At 37.0% G+C, this 17,279-nt stretch carries 18 protein-coding genes; 13 read left to right on the forward strand and 5 right to left on the reverse strand.

The genetic code is table 11. The features are described 5' to 3' along the window. Position 1 precedes the first annotated feature (1 nt). From IPP61_12630 to IPP61_12670, 9 genes are all read left to right on the forward strand, one after another. The gene (locus IPP61_12630) at positions 2-985 is read left to right on the forward strand and encodes a GSCFA domain-containing protein (GenBank protein ID MBL0326004.1); all 984 of its coding nucleotides are present in this window, start codon (positions 2-4) and stop codon (positions 983-985) included. Positions 986-1,026: 41 nt separating this feature from the next. After that, complete coding sequence (locus IPP61_12635) at positions 1,027-2,133, forward strand: Mrp/NBP35 family ATP-binding protein (protein ID MBL0326005.1); 1,107 nt, start codon at positions 1,027-1,029, stop codon at positions 2,131-2,133. 126 nt (positions 2,134-2,259) lie between these two features. Further along, a complete protein-coding gene (locus tag IPP61_12640) occupies positions 2,260-3,600 on the forward strand; it encodes a Gfo/Idh/MocA family oxidoreductase (protein ID MBL0326006.1) in 1,341 nt (446 codons plus the stop codon). A 70-nt stretch (positions 3,601-3,670) separates the two neighbouring features. Next, positions 3,671-4,156, forward strand: a complete 486-nt coding sequence (locus IPP61_12645) for a CAP domain-containing protein (protein MBL0326007.1) — start codon at positions 3,671-3,673, stop codon at positions 4,154-4,156. Between the two features lie 50 nt (positions 4,157-4,206). Continuing rightward, positions 4,207-4,452, forward strand: a complete 246-nt coding sequence (locus tag IPP61_12650) for a NifU family protein (protein ID MBL0326008.1) — start codon at positions 4,207-4,209, stop codon at positions 4,450-4,452. A 103-nt stretch (positions 4,453-4,555) separates the two neighbouring features. After that, entirely contained in the window at positions 4,556-6,325 is a 1,770-nt protein-coding gene (locus IPP61_12655) for a D-alanine--D-alanine ligase (GenBank protein MBL0326009.1), read from the forward strand. A gap of 3 nt (positions 6,326-6,328) precedes the next feature. Then, complete coding sequence (locus IPP61_12660) at positions 6,329-6,958, forward strand: ribonuclease H family protein (protein MBL0326010.1); 630 nt, start codon at positions 6,329-6,331, stop codon at positions 6,956-6,958. Positions 6,959-6,961: 3 nt separating this feature from the next. Continuing rightward, the gene (locus IPP61_12665) at positions 6,962-7,663 is read left to right on the forward strand and encodes a methyltransferase (protein MBL0326011.1); all 702 of its coding nucleotides are present in this window, start codon (positions 6,962-6,964) and stop codon (positions 7,661-7,663) included. 22 nt (positions 7,664-7,685) lie between these two features. After that, on the forward strand, positions 7,686-8,645 hold the full coding sequence (locus tag IPP61_12670; GenBank protein ID MBL0326012.1) for a glycosyltransferase family 2 protein: 960 nt from the start codon (positions 7,686-7,688) through the stop codon (positions 8,643-8,645). 281 nt (positions 8,646-8,926) lie between these two features. On the opposite strand, the gene IPP61_12675 is transcribed toward IPP61_12670, so the two are convergent. The 3 genes from IPP61_12675 to IPP61_12685 form a co-directional block, all read right to left on the reverse strand. Then, complete coding sequence (locus tag IPP61_12675) at positions 8,927-9,529, reverse strand: hypothetical protein (protein ID MBL0326013.1); 603 nt, start codon at positions 9,527-9,529, stop codon at positions 8,927-8,929. A gap of 162 nt (positions 9,530-9,691) precedes the next feature. Then, positions 9,692-10,207: a hypothetical protein gene (locus IPP61_12680; protein MBL0326014.1), complete on the reverse strand. Its 516-nt coding sequence runs from the start codon at positions 10,205-10,207 to the stop codon at positions 9,692-9,694. A gap of 39 nt (positions 10,208-10,246) precedes the next feature. After that, positions 10,247-12,049, reverse strand: coding sequence for a pseudouridine synthase (locus IPP61_12685; GenBank protein MBL0326015.1), 1,803 nt, complete (start codon positions 12,047-12,049; stop codon positions 10,247-10,249). A 324-nt stretch (positions 12,050-12,373) separates the two neighbouring features. On the opposite strand from IPP61_12685, the gene IPP61_12690 reads away from it, so the two are divergent. The 4 genes from IPP61_12690 to IPP61_12705 all read left to right on the forward strand — a co-directional run bounded on the left by IPP61_12690 (position 12,374) and on the right by IPP61_12705 (position 15,623). Then, on the forward strand, positions 12,374-13,285 hold the full coding sequence (locus IPP61_12690) for a paraslipin (GenBank protein ID MBL0326016.1): 912 nt from the start codon (positions 12,374-12,376) through the stop codon (positions 13,283-13,285). Positions 13,286-13,287: 2 nt separating this feature from the next. Beyond that, positions 13,288-13,722 (forward strand): NfeD family protein, encoded by a 435-nt coding sequence (locus tag IPP61_12695; GenBank protein MBL0326017.1) that lies wholly within the window; start codon positions 13,288-13,290, stop codon positions 13,720-13,722. Between the two features lie 409 nt (positions 13,723-14,131). Then, the gene (locus IPP61_12700) at positions 14,132-14,530 is read left to right on the forward strand and encodes a Dabb family protein (protein ID MBL0326018.1); all 399 of its coding nucleotides are present in this window, start codon (positions 14,132-14,134) and stop codon (positions 14,528-14,530) included. Between the two features lie 133 nt (positions 14,531-14,663). After that, positions 14,664-15,623: an NAD(P)-dependent alcohol dehydrogenase gene (locus tag IPP61_12705; GenBank protein ID MBL0326019.1), complete on the forward strand. Its 960-nt coding sequence runs from the start codon at positions 14,664-14,666 to the stop codon at positions 15,621-15,623. Positions 15,624-15,643: 20 nt separating this feature from the next. Here the strand turns inward: IPP61_12705 and IPP61_12710 are convergent, their stop codons facing one another. Together IPP61_12710 and IPP61_12715 are read right to left on the reverse strand one after the other, a co-directional pair. Then, positions 15,644-16,516, reverse strand: coding sequence for a carbon-nitrogen hydrolase (locus IPP61_12710; GenBank protein ID MBL0326020.1), 873 nt, complete (start codon positions 16,514-16,516; stop codon positions 15,644-15,646). Positions 16,517-16,885: 369 nt separating this feature from the next. Further along, entirely contained in the window at positions 16,886-17,098 is a 213-nt protein-coding gene (locus IPP61_12715) for a DUF2281 domain-containing protein (protein MBL0326021.1), read from the reverse strand. Positions 17,099-17,279 lie beyond the last annotated feature (181 nt).

Genomic DNA, 17,279 nt, shown 5'->3' on the forward strand with positions numbered 1-17,279 from the left:
TTTGAAATTCAGAACCGAAATAGAACCTAAAAACGGCAGTTTTGAAATAAATCATCAAACTGCTGTTTTTTGTTTGGGTTCATGTTTCAGTGATGTAATCGGTAGTTTTCTTTCTGAAAACAAATTTCATTGCCTGAGAAACCCTTTTGGGACAGTTTTTAATCTCAAATCAATTGAAAAGCTTTTTGATTATGCCCTGGGCTTGAAAAACATTGATGATCAACTTTTTACAAGCACTGATGATATATTTTTTCATCATGATTTTCATTCTGAAATCAGTGCTGTTTCTAAGGATTTGTTAAAAATTCAGATTGAAGAAAAGTGCAAATTTACTGGAGATTTCCTCCAAAAAGCTGATGTCATTGTATTAACTCTCGGCACATCATGGGTTTATCAACATGTTGAATATCAAAATATTGTCTCAAATTGCCATAAAAAACCATCCGTAATTTTTGAAAAAAAACTTTTAGAAATTTCCGAACAATTAGATATTTTTGAAAGTATCTATAATAATTTAAAAAAAATAAACTCTAATGTAAAGGTTTTACTTACTGTTAGCCCGGTTCGACATACAAAAGACAGCCTGGAATTAAATGCCGTTTCAAAATCTTTTCTCAGAAGTGTTACATATGAGTTGACTCGAAAATATCACGATGTGGAATATTTTCCGGCTTTTGAAATTATGATTGACGACCTTCGGGATTATAGATTTTATAAAGAAGACCTTATCCATCCTACCGAAGTTGCTGAAAAGTATATTTTGGGTAAATTTTCTGAAAAATATTTTTGTGAAAAAACTCAAAAAATAATTTTGGAATGGCAAAAAATCAAAAATGCCCTCAACCACAGGCCATTTAATCCCCAAAGCCAGGCACATTTAAGTTTTCTCAAAAAAACTAAAGAAAAAATAAAAGAATTTTCAGAATATTTTAATACTGCTGATGAGCAGGAATTGATACAAAAAGTATTAAAAAGCCAGAACTAATTGGCCTTGTAGCCTGTTTTAAAAACTAGAAAAACATCATAATGGGAGAATTTACCGTAACAAAAGAAAAAATATTAAAAGCACTAAGTACTGTTGAGGAACCAGACCTGAAAAAAGATCTTGTGACCCTCAATATGATTACTGATATAGAAGTAGGGGTTAATCAAATAAGCTTCACTGTCATACTCACTACCCCGGCTTGTCCACTCAAAGAACTCATCAAGCAAAGATGTATCACTGCCATTCATGAACATTTGGGCGATACTTTTGAAATTAATATCAATATGACTTCAAATGTGACCAGTATTTTGTCACAGAATGTCATGTTACCAGAAGTAAAGAATATTATAGCAATATCTTCAGGAAAAGGAGGCGTAGGCAAATCGACTGTGACCGCTAATCTGGCCATGGCACTGAAAAATTCAGGAGCCAAAGTCGGAATTATTGATGCTGACATTTCGGGCCCATCCATCCCAATCATGTTTGGTGCTCAGGATTTACAACCGATGGTTTCGGTAAAAGACGGCAAAAACCTGATTGCCCCAATCATGCAATATGGAATCAAAATGATTTCCATTGGTTTCCTTACACCACCAGATAGTGCGGTGGTATGGCGTGGACCTATGGCCAGTCAGGCACTCAGACAATTTTTCAATGATGTAGATTGGGGTGAGTTGGATTATTTATTACTCGATTTGCCTCCGGGAACCGGCGATATACATCTTACTTTAGTACAGACCGTACCCGTAACAGGTGCTGTGATTGTGACAACTCCGCAAAAAGTCGCCCTTGCCGATGCCACAAAAGGCGGATCGATGTTTACCCAACCAAATATCAATGTTCCGATTCTGGGTGTTGTTGAGAATATGTCTTATTTCACCCCGGCAGAACTACCTGATAACAAGTACTTTATTTTTGGACAGGGTGGCGGCGATCAGATTGCAGAGAAATTTGATGTGCCGGTTTTGGGTCGTATCCCACTGGTTCAGAAAATCAGAGAAGGTGGCGATGAGGGCAGGCCTGTTATGATGGACGCTGAAGACCCGTCTGCAATTGCATTTTCACATACTGCAGAGAGATTAGCCCAGCAAATTGCAATCAGAAACGCCAATATTCCAAAAACAGAGAAAGTAAAAGTAGGCGTCTGATTTTTTGAAAATAATGTAGTTTTTCTTAGAAAATCTGAATAATACTCACGAATTTTATTAAACTTTAGTGTCATTAAATACTAAAGTTTTTTTTGTTTTCAAAAACCTTATATTCAGCCAAATAAAATGTCAACTACAAGACGAGAATTCGTAAAAAATGCTGCGATGACCGGTTTAGGTCTGAGTCTGCTTCCTAACACATTTGCCAACAATACTTTCAATATCATTTCACCTTCTGACCAACTTAAAGTGGGATTGATAGGCTGCAAAGGTATGGGGTATTCCAATTTGCAGCGACACCTCAAAATTCCTGGAGTGGAATGTATTGCCCTTTGTGATATTGATCAAAATGTACTCAATGAAAGAGCAGGACAAGTTGAAAAACTGCAGGGTAAAAAACCGGCTCTATATGGCGACTATCGTAAGCTTCTGGAAAATAAAGACATAGATTATGTAATAGTGGGCACCCCTGACCATTGGCATTGTCTTAATATGGTGGGTGCTCTCGAGGCGGGAAAACATGTGTATGTTGAAAAACCTATTGCAAATACTATTCAGGAGGCAACTATCATGAAAAATGCTGCCAAAAAATATGGCAAGATCGTTCAGGTAGGCCAGTGGCAACGTAGCGGACCACACTATGAAGATGCCATTAAAGTTGTAAAATCAGGCGAATTGGGAAAAATCAGACTCGTGAAAGTTTGGGCATACCAGGGATGGATGAAACCTGTGCCGGTACTTCCCGACACTGAAGTGCCTAAAGGTGTTGATTATGATATGTGGTTGGGACCTGCACCCAAAAGACCATTTAACGCCAATCGCTTCCACTTCAACTTCCGCTGGTACTGGGATTATGCCGGCGGCTTGATGACAGACTGGGGAGTACATGAAATAGATATTGCTCTTTATGCTATGGGTGCAAAAGCCCCTATCTCAGTCGTTGCATCTGGTGGAAAGTTTGCATATCCCGACGACGCCTCTGAAACACCTGACACCTTACAGACTGTCTATCAATACGATGGATTCAATATGTTGTGGGAGCACGCCACCGGAATCGATGGAGGTAACTATGGTCGAACCGAAGGGATAGCGTTTATCGGTAATAATGGCACTTTGGTGGTAAACAGAGGAGGTTGGGAGGTTATTCCAGAAAAATATCGTGAAAATGATGTTGTAAAAACCAGAATTGAAGCAAGGAAATTTGATAAAAAGCCTGAAGACGATTATTTACTTTTCCATTGCCAAAATTTTGTAAATGCCATCAGAAACAATGCTCCGGATACACTAAAATGTGGAATTGAAACGGGTAGTATTGCCGCTATAAATGCTCAGATGGGTAATATTTCTTATAAATTGGGCAGAAAAGTTTTCTGGGATGATAATGTGGGCAAATTTATTAATGATAAAGAAGCCAATAAACTTATTAATGCCAGCTATAAAAATGGCTGGAAATTACCTGTATTGTAATTAGGTACAGATTTTCAATTTCTTAAAGGTATGGTTTTTGCGAAATAATTGTTTAAAAACGTTTATTTTCATGAAAAGCCATATCTTTTTGTTTTTAATAATAATTGCATTTTCATGTGTCGAAAAAAATAGTCCTCAGACACCCGAAGTAAAAAATTCACAGGAAATATTTTTATCAGAGGTAAATAAAATCAGAAAATCCGGCTGCCAATGCGGAGAAAAATTCTTTCAACCTACAACTGAATTGTCTTGGGATACTCTTTTGGAAAAAACCGCATTCGCACACAGCAAAGATATGTCCGGCAATAATTTTTTCTCTCATATAGGGTCTGATGGCTCCAGTCCTGCCGAAAGAATAGCCAATAATGGCTACGTATTTAAGTATTTTGGTGAAAATATTCAAACAATAACCGGTTTTGAACCCGAAGAAGCACTGATTATTAATAATTGGAAAAATAGCCCATCTCATTGTGAAAATCTTATGAACCCGAAATTTAAAGATATGGCTGTTGGTAGATTTGGAAATTACTGGACACAAATTTTAGCCTCAAAATAAACCAAACCCCCAAATAATTGTTATTTTTGTGAAGACCAATTCTAAATAAAATGCAGGATTTACATATAAAAGTTGAAGAAGCACTAGATAATGTAAGGCCATATTTAATAGCCGATGGAGGCAATGTGGTAGTGAATGAAATAAGAGACGACATGACCGTGGTATTGGAATTTACCGGCTCTTGTGGTTCTTGCCCTATGTCATCAATGACTTTTAAAGCAGGATTGGAAGAAGCAATTTTGAAAAATGTACCTGAAATCAGGAGAGTTGAGGCAATAAATCTTACCATGGCCTGAGCTGCAAGAATACCATAAAAAAAATATCTTGGGTTGTCATTTTCAATAATGGCAACTTTTTTTTTATAACTTGCAAATTATTTTAATCACTCACATCAGGGTTATGAGCAAAAAAATAAAAATTGGGATTTTTTTTGGGGGACCATCCAGAGAGCGGGAGATTTCTTTTATGGGCGGACGCACCGCATACGAGCACATTGACCGCAGGTATTTTGAGCCTGTTCCAATTTTTGTTGATAGTATCGGAAACTTTATAAAAGTAGAACCGGAAACACTCTATGAGCCCGATATCAGGAGTTTCTATCCTTCCCGAAATCAAAACAATGGCTTCAAGGTTTACATTGAGTCATTAGGACCTCTTCGCGATACCCAATTATATAAGCTTATTTATAAAATTGGTTCCCAAATTAAAATCGAAGAATTAAGAGATTATATCGATTTTGCATTTGTTGTCATGCATGGCCCTTATGCCGAAGACGGTAATATTCAGGGACTTATGGAGTGGCTAAATATTCCATACATGGGTCCGGGCATTTTGGGCTCCGGTGTGGGTATTGACAAACCTGTTCAAAATAAACTGATGGAACTGGCAACAGGCCAGACCAAAAAATACAAGACCATTTCAAAAGATTTATGGGAAAATGCCGATAAATCTAAAGTTTTCTCCGAACTGATTCAGGAACTTGGATTTCCATTGGTTGTAAAAGCCCCTCATCAAGGCTCCTCAATTGGGGTAGCAATTGTAAAAAAACGCAGCCTGGAAGAGTTTTCAAAAGGCATGAGCCAATGTTTTTTTGAAACAAAAATCTCCAAAAAAGACTGGTCAAAACTTACAAACCGTCAGAAAAAAAATCTGATGGAAAAAATGTCCAATCTCGATGAGGGTATCGGATTTCCTGTTGTGATAGAAGATGATACCATTTACCATCCTGCAGAATTACTAAAATATTTAGACAAATACCTAATAAATAAAGATTTTGCAATAATTTCTTCAACCAATGCCGAAGATTACGTATTGATTGAGGAGTTTATCATTGGACAGGAATTTTCGGTAGGCGTAATTCAGGATGATTCCGGTAAAGCTTATGCACTTCCTCCAGCAGAGGTTTATGGAGAGATTCAGACCTTTGATTTCAAATCTAAATACAAATCTTCTGTAAGTAAAAAGAGGATTCCGGTAGAAACCAGCAACCATAATCTGGAGGTAATTCACGAAAAAATTCTGAAAGCCTTCGAAATCACCGGCATGAGTGTTATCAGCCGTATTGATGGCTTCATAACTCCTGAAGATGAGGTACTTCTGCATGACCCCAACACTATTCCGGGCATGTCGCCGGCGTCGTTTATTTTCAAACAAATGGCCGAAGTAGGTTTCAACATCACCGATTCTATCACATATTTGATTCGACAGTCGGTGAGGGAGCGTATCAGATCAGGTAAAAATATTAAGTCACTGAGAGATTTGTTGAAATCTATCGATGAAATGATTTTGGTTGCCAAACAAAACCCCAGAAAGAAACTTGCAATACTTTTTGGTGAAAATGAAGAGGAATATACTTTCGCCAGAAAAGCATTTGGACAATACGGTGGCCATGAGGAATATGAACCGGTGGCAATATGTGCTGCCAAAAACGGTGGCAAATACCGCATTCCACTCAATCTGATGTTCAAGCCCGACATCATGGAATTTGGCATGTCAATTGGAAAACCAAAGCATCCGTTTATTCAGAAAAATATTGATCAGGTGGCTACTATCAGAGATTTTTATGTTGGAAATGTAGATTTCAATGTTTTCAAAGTTTCTGATGATGAATTTATCCGAAATTATATTGCCGTTTACGATTGTAGCAAGCAAAATCTTGAGGTGAGGTAATCAATGGCCAAAAAGCAGAAATTTTATGCCGTTTGGACTGGCCGTAAACCAGGGATTTATACTTCATGGGATGAATGCAAGAAGCAGGTTGAAGGTTTTGATGGTGCACAATACAAGTCATTTGAGAGCAAAACTGAGGCTGAAAATGCGTTGAAACGCAATTATTATGCTGTGGTGAATCCCTCTACCAAGCAAGCCTCAAACGGAAAATTAATCAAAATTCCTAAGCCAAAACACGAGGCATTAGTGGTTGATGCTGCCTGGAACACCAAAACCGGTGATATGGAATATCAGGGCAAATATTTACAGAATAAGCTTTTTGTATTTAAAAAAGGGCCTTTTCAGGATGGCACCAACAATATCGGAGAGTTCTTGGCTATAGTGCATGCCCTTGCATTTTTAAAACAACATAATTCTGACCTGCCCATTTATTCAGATTCAAAAACGGCCATTGCCTGGGTAAAAAAGAAAAAAGCCAATACCAAACTGGAGCCCACTGGAAGAAACGATGAGCTTTTTGATTTGCTCGAAAGGGCTGAAAAATGGCTCAGAGACAATAATTTTAGCAATAAAATTCTGAAATGGGAAACCGAAGACTGGGGCGAAAACCCCGCTGATTTTGGAAGAAAATAGACCATGTTTAAGTTTAAGCAATTTACAATTCATCAGCAAAACTCGGCCATGAAGGTCTGCACCGATGCTTGTTTATTAGGAGCTTTGACTCGGGTTAAATCAAACACCACGATTTTAGACATCGGTACCGGAACAGGCCTGCTTGCTCTAATGCTTGCACAAAAAGACCCTTCAATCCATATCACTGCCGTTGAAATCGACGATGCCACATTGATTGATGCTAAAACCAACGTGGGAAACTGTCAGTTTTCAGATCAAATTCTGCTTGTTCATGATTCCATCCAAAACTTTTCATCAAAAAATAACCAAGCTTTCGACCTCATAATCAGCAACCCCCCATTTTTTCAAAATAACTTAAAATCAGATGATAACAGGAAAAACAAAGCTCTGCATGATGACTCCCTCACGCTGAAAGAGCTTGCTGATGCAGTGAAAAAACTCCTTAAACCCGAAGGGTGTTTTTGGGTATTGTTGCCTCCCTTTGAAATGACTCAATTTCAGCAGTTTGCGAAAGAAAATGGGCTTTTCACACAAAAAGATTTTAGTATAAAACATAACCCTCAAAAAAATATTTTTAGAAAAATTTGCTGTTTTGGGTATGAAAATAGTCAGAGTCCTGAAACTGAAACCATTCATATCCATGAAAATGAAATGTATTCTGCAAGATTTGCACCATTATTGAAAGATTATTATCTGATTTTTTAGACCTTTGTACAAACAATTTTTTATGAAAGAAAAAATAGATATCTCGGTAGTCATTCCCCTTTACAACGAAGATGAATCTCTGAAGGAACTTTTCACCTGGATCAAAAAGGTGATGACCGAGAATGCTTTTTCTTTTGAGGTATTGTTTATTGACGACGGAAGCTCAGACAGCAGCTGGCAGGTAATCAAAGATTTAAAAGCCGAAAATCCCGAGGTTAGAGGTTTTAAGTTTTCGCGAAACAACGGTAAAACCGCAGCATTGCAGGTAGGATTTAACGAATGTGCCGGAGAAGTGGTTATCACGATGGATGCCGACTTGCAAGACAGCCCTGACGAGATACCGGAACTCTACAAAATGATTAAGACCGATGGCTTTGACCTGGTTTCGGGCTGGAAGCAGAAAAGATACGACCCCATCACCAAGACTTTACCAACCAAACTTTTCAATGCTACAACACGCTATATTTCAGATATTTACTTGCATGACTTTAATTGTGGACTAAAGGCTTATGACAGCAAAGTAGTAAAAAATATCACGATTTATGGCGAAATGCACCGTTACATTCCTGTGATTGCCAAATGGAACGGATTCAGGAAAATTGGTGAAAAAGTAGTGCAGCACCAATCCAGAAAATACGGTGTTACCAAATTTGGTCTGGAGCGATTTATAAACGGCTTTTTGGATTTACTATCCATCACTTTTGTCAATAAATTTGGCAAACGCCCCATGCATTTCTTCGGGCTTTTCGGGGTTTTATCCTTTTTTGCGGGTACATTTATTACCTTTTATCTGATTGCCGAAAAACTATATTCCATTTATCAGCAGCAACCCTACCGCAACGTCACCGACAACCCTCTTTTCTTCCTTGCATTGGTGGCTATCATCATTGGTTCACAGCTATTTCTGGCAGGTTTTCTGGGTGAACTCTTTGTAAAACAAGGCGTTACAAATAATGATTATATTGTTTCGGAGGAGGTGTGAAAGGGGATTTGTCTGTGAAGATTTATGGATTATTGTCTTATGTTTTGATTTATAATTGGCTAAAATATTATTCAACAATGTGAATAATAAGTCTTCAATATGTTGAATTCCTGTGCATACTTGCCAGGTTAAGTTTTGAAAATAAAAATTATTTTTAATTGATTTAACTGTAAGCAGGAAAGTGAGGATAGATTTAAAAGCTTTTTTGTTAAATAAGCGGAATTGTAAAACTTGATTGTCAATTTAAATTCTGACAATCAAGTTTTTTTTATTTTAAATTTTTAGAGCTTAAATCTGGGCTTCTTAGACTTTTTTACCAACGAATTTTTGATTCGGGCTTGTGCTTCACTGGTATAATCATACAATTTTGTTGCTCCTTTAAAGTAACCTTTTAAATTATTGCCATCATCGGTCTTTAAATTGACTTCAACTTCAATATTTTTTTCAGTTATTGCTATCACTTTTACAGTACCATCTACAACCTCGAGATACTGACCTTCGCCATCTTCTTCATCGAAATTATAGCCTGCGAGTACTATTCCCATATCAAAAGTATTTGTCTCGAAACTATCAGAGAATTGGTATGTACCAACCTCAAAGGAATTAGGAATTCTGGTGTACATTTCCAGATAAATCAGATTTCCTTTTCCGGAATAATATTCAAGTATACCATCCTCGTCAAGAAGCGGGGAAATAGTTGAAGAAACCAAAGTAAGATCGTTGTTATAAATTCCATCTTGCATACCCCAGTTTTCGATCCAGGCCTGGTCAAGTTTAAACGATTTGGAATCTAAGGTAAATTCATTTTCTTTGATAGGAGTAGTGTCTTCTTTTTTGCAGCCTATTACTGCAGTAAAAGCCAGCAGAAATAAAATTTTTTTCATCTAATAGTGATTTTCATTCGTATAATTATAACAAAGTTAATTCTGTAAAATTATATATCAAATTCTAATAAATTGAAAGAAATATAAATTTAGAAGTTTCAGAATAAAATGAAAATAATTTTTATAAAAAAACTCCTTTTTAGGGGAGTTTTTTACTGAATATTATTTTCCGAAAAGTCTCGAGAAAAAGCCTTTTGCTTTTTTCGCAACTTCCTGTACAGCTTCTTCAGCTTCACCGGCCAATTCGTTGGCTTTATCTTTGGCTTTATTAAGAGCTTCTTCGGCTTCACCTTTAAGGTCTCCCAATTTTTCGGCAGCTTCAGCTTTCAATTCGTTAAGTTTTTCTTCGTTAACCAATTCCGAAACTTTAGCTTTTGCGGCATTCAAAGCCTCAGTAGCATCTTCTTTCAAATCAGCAGCAGCAGCTTTTACATCAGCGATTTTTTCGGCGGCTTCAGCTTTGATTTTGTCGGTATCAACCAATTCACCGATTTTTTCTTTTGCTGAATCAAATGCTTCTTTAGCATCGCCTACAAGCTCAGCAGCTTTTTCTTTTGCATCGCTTACCAGTTCTGCAGCATCTTCTTTTACATCAGCCAATTTTTCAGTAGCAGCGTCTTTAGCTTTTGCAGCCATATCAGCAGCCTGATCCATCATATCTTTTTTGTTCTCTTCCATTTTTAGGTTTTTGTTTATTTTTTTACAAAATTATTAAAATCAAATTAAATATTTTAATCTAATTACTTCTTTTTCAGTCAAAAATCTCCAGTTTCCTCTTGGCAAATCTTTTTTACTTAGTCCGGCATAAGTAGTACGGTCAAGTTTGGTGACCTCATAGCCAAGACTCTCAAATATTCGTCTTACAATACGGTTTTTTCCGGAGTGAATTTCGATGCCAACTACCTGATGATCAGGTGTAATTACTGAAAGGTCATCGGCTTTTATGGTGCCATCTTCCAGCTCAATTCCTTCCAAAATCTTATCGAAGTCATCCTGTACAATTGGTTTGTCGATTTCAACCTGATAGATTTTCTTCATGTTGTTGGAAGGGTGCGAAAGCTTGTCGGCCAGTTCACCATCGTTGGTCAAAAGCAACAGCCCTGTAGTAGCTCGGTCAAGTCTGCCCACCGGATAAATCCTTTCGGTACAGGCATTTTTTACCAAATCCATAACTGTTTTTCTACCTTCCGGATCTTCTGTGGTGGTAAGGAAGTCTTTGGGTTTGTTGAGCAAAACATATACAAACTTCTCTCTGTTCAATATTTTACGTCCATATTTTACAACATCAGTTGTTTTTACCTGGTACCCCATTTCGATTATGGTTTCACCATTTACGGTGATTTGCCCTGAGGCTATCATTTCGTCGGCTTCACGTCTTGAGCACAAACCTGCATTGGCCAAAAACCTGTTTAACCTTACCGTTTCAGGTCTTGATCTCTCAGATTTCTCAATTTTCGCCTGTACTTTCGGAGGTAACTTTTTCCTGAGGTTTTCCTCTTCATAATCTGGCTTTATGGAAAGTCCCACCTGGCGGCTCCATTCATGACTTTGTGGATTGGCTACAGAGTTTGTGTTCGAAAACTTCCTTTTTCCATAGTTGTCATCCTTGTCAAATTTCTTTTCTGGTCGGTATTCAGGCTTATTGAAAGGTTTTTTATCAAATCTTCCACCATCCGGTCTTTGGTTACGATCACCAAATTCTCTTTTAGGTTCAAAACGCTGACCTTCACGGTTTTCAGTGCGGGGTTTAAACTCCCTTTTTTCCTCAAATCTTCCACCTTCCGATCTTACTGAACGATCACCAAATTCTCTTTTGGGTTCAAATCGCTGACCTTCACGATTATCGGTGCGGGGTTTAAATTCCCTTTTTCCCTCATATTTTCCACCTTCCGGCCTTTGGTTACGATCGCCAAATTCTCTTTTGGGTTCAAAACGCTGACCTTCACGATTATCAGTGCGAGGTTTAAATTCCCTTTTCCCTTCATATTTTCCACCTTCCGGTCTTTGGTTTCGATCGCCAAATTCTCTTTTGGGTTCAAAACGCTGACCTTCACGATTATCGGTACGAGGTTTAAATTCCTTTTTACCCTCGTATCTCCCACCATCTGGTTTTTCAGAGCGGTTTCCATAAGCCCTTTTGGGTTCACTACCGTCTGTTCTTGGCCTAAAATCTCTTTTTTCTGAAAAACGACTGTTTCCTTCCGGTTTGGTAAAAGACTTTTTCGGAGATTCCCAGTTAGAGCCTCCTTTTTTATCTGTAAATCCCGGTTTAGAGTCAATTTTTTTGTAAGTAGGTCTTTCAGCAGTTCTTTCCGGTTTTCTATAATCGCCAACTGATTTTTTTCCTGATTGTGAATTTTCTGAAAAACGACTTTTAGTTTCGTTTTTCGGTTCAGATTTCCCGAAAGTTCTTTTGGAATCAGATGCTGGCTTGAAAGTTCTTTTTTCTGATGCTGAATAGCTCGGTTTCCCCGAACCTGCCGATGATTTTCGGCCGTTTTCTTCTGAAGTTTTTCTCATTTTTTGCAATATCACTACTGTAAATAGGCATCAAAGGTAATGAAAAGGCCTGAGATATTTGGGCTAATTGATTTAAATTATTGAAAATCAAGCATTAATGATTTATCTCTCATTTTTTTGTACTTATTTTTATTTGATTAATACAATTTTTTTTATTTTTCGAATAGATATAAACAAAAAATAATCTCCAAATTACCATTTGTCAAATCCTGTTTCCTATCCTGTACATGCCGCCTTGATTTATCCTAATTATCTTTACTGATGTTATTAGGCATTCTAATTTTGTATCATTAAATTTATTTTTTAAATCTAAATCTCTAAAAAATGTATTCACTAATTGCTATTATCGCCCTAATCGTGGTGGTCGTAATGATGACCATCAAAGTTATACCTCAACAAACTGCCTATATAGCCGAAAGGCTCGGGAAGTTTAATGGGGTACTGCAACCCGGCATCAATTTTATAATGCCGTTTTTTGATCGTGTTGCCTACAAGCATAGTTTAAAAGAGCAGGCTTACGACATTCATGAGCAAATCTGTATCACAAGAGATAACGTGCAAGTGCGTGTTGATGGTGTGATTTTTCTTCAGGTTGTTGACCCACAGAAAGCTTCTTATGGTATCAACGACTATGTTTTTGCGGTTACCCAACTGGCTCAAACTACCATGCGTAGTGAAATTGGTAAAATTGACCTGGACAAGACTTTTGTGGAAAGGATGATAATCAACACTGCCGTTGTGGCTGCTATCGATGAGGCCGCTATTGGATGGGGTGTAAAAGTGCTCAGGTATGAAATCAAGAATATCACCCCGCCGGCTTCGGTTTTGCAGGCTATGGAAAAACAAATGCAGGCAGAACGTGAAAAACGCTCGGTTATTCTGGAATCGGAAGGTAAAAAACAGTTTGCGATAAATATGGCTGAAGGTGAAAAACAAAGGGTAGTTTTGGAATCAGAAGCTCAGAAATTGCAACAAATCAACGAAGCCGACGGTGAGGCCTCTGCCATAAGAGCGGTAGCCGAAGCCACTGCCGATTCGATAAGATTGGTGGCAGACGCAATACAGTCTAAAGGAGGCTCTGAGGCGGTTCAACTTAAAGTTGCCGAAAACTACATAGCCCAGTTTGGGAAAATGGCCAAAGAAACCAATACACTCATATTGCCTGCTAATATGGCTGATGTAAGTTCGATGATTGCCACTGCAATGAATGTAATAAACCAACAGAAAACCAAATAAAAATGGAATTATTGACAGAAGCGAATACCTGGATTATTTTGGGGGTTGCTCTCCTGATTCTTGAAATCTTTTCAACCTCATTTTATTCTTTGTTTTTTGGCGTAGGGGCATTGGTCACAGGGTTGGTGGTGTGGCTTGGCGGTTTTGACGACCTTTTTACACAAATCGCATTCTTTGCTTTAACTTCACTATTGAGTTTGTTGTTTTTCAGGAATAAATTCATGAATATATTTTTGAAAAAAGGTGGGGAGTTTAAGGAAATTATTGATGAGTTTGCCATAGTTTCCATCGAAATTCCGGCTGGTGGCGAAGGGAAGGTGTTTTATCGGGGATCCGATTGGATAGCTTATGAAAAAGATGGCGAGCCCATTGAAGAAGGGTCCAAGGTACTCATAAAAAAAATTGACGGCATTAAGCTCATTGTTGACAAAGTTTAAATCAAAAGTCCGGCCTGGCCGGACTTTTTTTTTGCTTATTTATTTAATTTCAGAATTTTTATCAAAAATATATTTTTATAATATTTGGCAAATTTTAAAAAAGTCAAAATTTTTATAGGGTGCGAAAAAGTTAATAATTTTTAAAAAATCTCATTTTTTAGTTTGAAAATTAATTTGATTTTCAAAAAAAAATAAATTATTGACAATTTTCAGTGAAAAAAAAGTGTATTTGATTTGAAAATGATGGTTATTTTAATTTAAAGTGTAAAATGCTAAAAATAAGTTCAAACAGAATAAAATTTCATAAATTCACAAAAAAATAGAATAAGCAATATTTTTTATCAAAAAAGTACAATAAAATAAATTCTATTTTGTAGTTTTGCAACTCAATGCAAAATATAATTTGGAAATGGAAATTAAGAAAATAGTAAAATACTTCGCACCCCTTGTAGTTTTTGGGTTTATAGTGTCGTTCATGTTGATTTATGGTTCTGCGTATTCACCTGTTAAACCTAATGTTCAGGTGATCTTATGTTATAAATTTAAAGAAGGAGTTTCGGAAACAGTAAAAGCCGAGCAAAGTCAGGCATTCCAAAAAATCTCTAAGAAATTGGCAGTTGTGGCAGATTATTCTTCAGGGAATGTAAAAAATGATATTGATTCGCAATTCGATATCGTACATAGATTTACTTTCAGGTCAGAACATGATTTGGATACTTTCCACAAAAGCCCTGAATTTTTAGAAATGATAAATAAAAATGAGGCCAATTGGGTTAACCAACTTGAAATCAAGGCAGATTTGAAATAATAATTGGACCAATAAAATATTTAAGACCCGGTTTATCCGGGTTTTTTTATGCCTAAAGTTTTGAAATTTTCCTTTGGTGTAAATATTGGTTTCGAAAAGATTTTTGGATGATAACTTTATCAAAAAAAGAAATATGAAAATAGTGTATCGGGACACTTATTGCACTGCTGAGGAACTTGAAATTAGGGAGGTTGAAATTCCCGTTCCTGGCGAAAATCAGATTTTAGTAAAAGTTAAAGCGAGTACAGTAAACCGAACTGACGAAGGCGTTTTGCTCGGTAAGCCATTTATTTTCAGGTTTTTTGCGGGTTTTCCCAAGCCCAGATACCATGCAACCGGAACAGATTTTAGTGGAGAAATTGTAGGTGCCGGAAAAAATGTGGTTGAATTTAAGGTAGGACAAGAAGTTTTTGGTTTTTTAGACCATGGACTGGGAACACATGCGGAGTATGTTTGTATTGACATAAAACAGCCGGTTTTCCTTAAACCCAAAAATATTTCACATATACAAGCGGCGTCTGCACTCGAAGGGGCTCATTATGCTTTTAATTTTATTAATAAAGTAAAAATTGAACCAGGCACAAAAGTTTTTGTAAATGGTTCCACCGGTGCCATCGGCAATGCTGCAATCCAGCAACTCAATACGATGGGAGCTGAGGTGTCATTTACTTATCCGACAGATAGTTATGATAAGATTTCCCACTTAAAAGCAGTAAAGAAAATCGACTATAAAAAAGCAGATTTTACGGAGCTGAGTGAACATTATGATTTCGTTTTTGACGCCGTGGGCAAAAGTTCTTTTGGAAATTGTAAGAAATTATTGAATGAAAAAGGTGTTTATATTTCCTCTGAATTGGGACCCAAAGGAGAAAACATTCCTCTGGCTATTTTAGGCTTATTTCAATCTGGCAAAAAAGTAATTTTCCCGTTTCCGGGTAGTCCAAAATATAGTATTCCTCATATTATCAATCTTTTAGAAACGGGTGAGTTTGTGCCACTAATTGATCGCACTTATCCGATTTCTGAAATCAAAGAAGCATTTAACTATATGCTTTCGGGCGAAAAGAGGGGGAATGTGGTAATCACTTTTTGAAAAAAATGATTTACATTCTCTCAATCCTCATCAATAAACCTTCTAGTAATCGGGTGATAACTGTCAATTCTGCGGTCACGAAGGTAAGGCCAGGTGGTGCGATAGTATTCGGTTTTGTCTAAATCTATGGTTTCTACATGGGTTTCTTCCTTGTCATGCGAGGCCAGATATAGCAACCTTCCATGTGGATTGGCCACAAATGAGCCTCCCCAGAATTTTTGGTTAGCCTCAATTCCAACTCTGTTGACCGATACTACATACAGCCCATTGGCTACAGCATGTGAGCGTTGGATGGTCTGCCAGGCATCATATTGTTCCTGATTGATTATCGGGTCTTTTTCATCCAAATCCCAGCCAATGGCAGTAGGATAGAAGAGGATTTCAGCTCCCATAAGTGAAGTGATGCGGGCGGCTTCGGGATACCATTGATCCCAACAGATTAATACACCGATTTTAGCAAAACGGGTTTCGAATATTTTGTAACCCAAATCTCCCGGAGTAAAATAAAACTTTTCATAATAACCCGGGTCATCGGGTATGTGCATTTTTCGGTATTTACCCAGATAAGCACCATCAGCATCGATGACCGCAGTGGTGTTGTGATATAATCCCTGAGCTCTTTTTTCAAACAATGAAGCGATAATGACCACACCTAACTCTTCGGCCAGTTGTTGCATCACATGGGTAGTTGGGCCGGGGATGGACTCTCCCAGTTTAAAATTTTCATGATCTTCGACATCACAAAAATACAAAGAGGTGAAAAGCTCCTGCAGACATACAATTTGGGCTCCTTTTCCGGCAGCTTCTCTGATTTTTGCACTTGCTTTTTCTATGTTTTGCTGTACATCTGCCGAGCAGGACATCTGTACCAGACCTATGTTTACATTGTTCATGATACAAAAATCAGATTACCACACGGTTTTTACAAGTTTTTCGTAAAGATTAAACCCGAAAATCTCAAAAGGTTTCATGATGAGAGACTTAAATACAATAAAATCAATTGGTTGGAAGTAAAATTTTCGGAAGTAAATAGTGAACTATTTATGACTGAAATTTTGCTGAAACTAATTTATTTTGAAGTATTTATGACTCGGAATCGAAATCCTAATGAGATTTTCGGGTTGAATTTTGTGTCTTTCGAAATGATACTATGATTCTCCACTGCAGCTGTTGATATTAAAAGTCTGTCGAAGGGGGCTTTGAAAGGTTAGAAGTTTCGTCAAAATACCAAAGCAATGTGGAAGTGTCTAATAAGTAGGGCATTACATATAATCTTTTAGTTCCTTCAGGGGCTCATCAAAATCATCAGAAATTTTAAAGTTGCCTTTCATAGTGCCCAGTTTCCTTTTTTCAGCAGGTTTTTTAATATCTTTTTCCTCAAAAATCACTTTTACTTTGGAATTTTTAGGAATTTCCGGGGCTTCTTTAAAAACCACATAGCCATTTTCAAATATGCCTTCGTAAGTTTTTGTCATTGTATTTTCTCGATGATAACTCAAAACTATAACATTTTTTAAATAAATCAAGTTTAACATTGTGATTTTCATTTTCTAATTGGTTGAAATTTAGATTTTTGTATTACTATGCAATTTTTTTTTCATGAAAATTCATAAAACTTTTTTCATAAGAAAACTGAAATTATGATATGTAAATGAT

It is taken from the genome of Cytophagaceae bacterium (genome assembly GCA_016722655.1).
GTDB lineage: Bacteria > Bacteroidota > Bacteroidia > Cytophagales > Spirosomataceae > Leadbetterella.

Excerpts from the sequence above, each read along its gene's own strand:
- IPP61_12635 (MBL0326005.1), top strand. The coding sequence starts at position 1,027 with ATGGGAGAATTTACCGTAACAAAAGAAAAAATATTAAAAGCACTAAGT.
- IPP61_12640 (MBL0326006.1), top strand. The coding sequence starts at position 2,260 with ATGTCAACTACAAGACGAGAATTCGTAAAAAATGCTGCGATGACCGGT.
- IPP61_12645 (MBL0326007.1), top strand. The coding sequence starts at position 3,671 with ATGAAAAGCCATATCTTTTTGTTTTTAATAATAATTGCATTTTCATGT.
- IPP61_12650 (MBL0326008.1), top strand. The coding sequence starts at position 4,207 with ATGCAGGATTTACATATAAAAGTTGAAGAAGCACTAGATAATGTAAGG.
- IPP61_12655 (MBL0326009.1), top strand. The coding sequence starts at position 4,556 with ATGAGCAAAAAAATAAAAATTGGGATTTTTTTTGGGGGACCATCCAGA.
- IPP61_12660 (MBL0326010.1), top strand. The coding sequence starts at position 6,329 with ATGGCCAAAAAGCAGAAATTTTATGCCGTTTGGACTGGCCGTAAACCA.
- IPP61_12665 (MBL0326011.1), top strand. The coding sequence starts at position 6,962 with ATGTTTAAGTTTAAGCAATTTACAATTCATCAGCAAAACTCGGCCATG.
- IPP61_12670 (MBL0326012.1), top strand. The coding sequence starts at position 7,686 with ATGAAAGAAAAAATAGATATCTCGGTAGTCATTCCCCTTTACAACGAA.
- IPP61_12675 (MBL0326013.1), bottom strand. The coding sequence starts at position 9,529 with ATGAAAAAAATTTTATTTCTGCTGGCTTTTACTGCAGTAATAGGCTGC.
- IPP61_12680 (MBL0326014.1), bottom strand. The coding sequence starts at position 10,207 with ATGGAAGAGAACAAAAAAGATATGATGGATCAGGCTGCTGATATGGCT.
- IPP61_12685 (MBL0326015.1), bottom strand. The coding sequence starts at position 12,049 with ATGAGAAAAACTTCAGAAGAAAACGGCCGAAAATCATCGGCAGGTTCG.
- IPP61_12690 (MBL0326016.1), top strand. The coding sequence starts at position 12,374 with ATGTATTCACTAATTGCTATTATCGCCCTAATCGTGGTGGTCGTAATG.
- IPP61_12695 (MBL0326017.1), top strand. The coding sequence starts at position 13,288 with ATGGAATTATTGACAGAAGCGAATACCTGGATTATTTTGGGGGTTGCT.
- IPP61_12700 (MBL0326018.1), top strand. The coding sequence starts at position 14,132 with ATGGAAATTAAGAAAATAGTAAAATACTTCGCACCCCTTGTAGTTTTT.
- IPP61_12705 (MBL0326019.1), top strand. The coding sequence starts at position 14,664 with ATGAAAATAGTGTATCGGGACACTTATTGCACTGCTGAGGAACTTGAA.
- IPP61_12710 (MBL0326020.1), bottom strand. The coding sequence starts at position 16,516 with ATGAACAATGTAAACATAGGTCTGGTACAGATGTCCTGCTCGGCAGAT.
- IPP61_12715 (MBL0326021.1), bottom strand. The coding sequence starts at position 17,098 with ATGACAAAAACTTACGAAGGCATATTTGAAAATGGCTATGTGGTTTTT.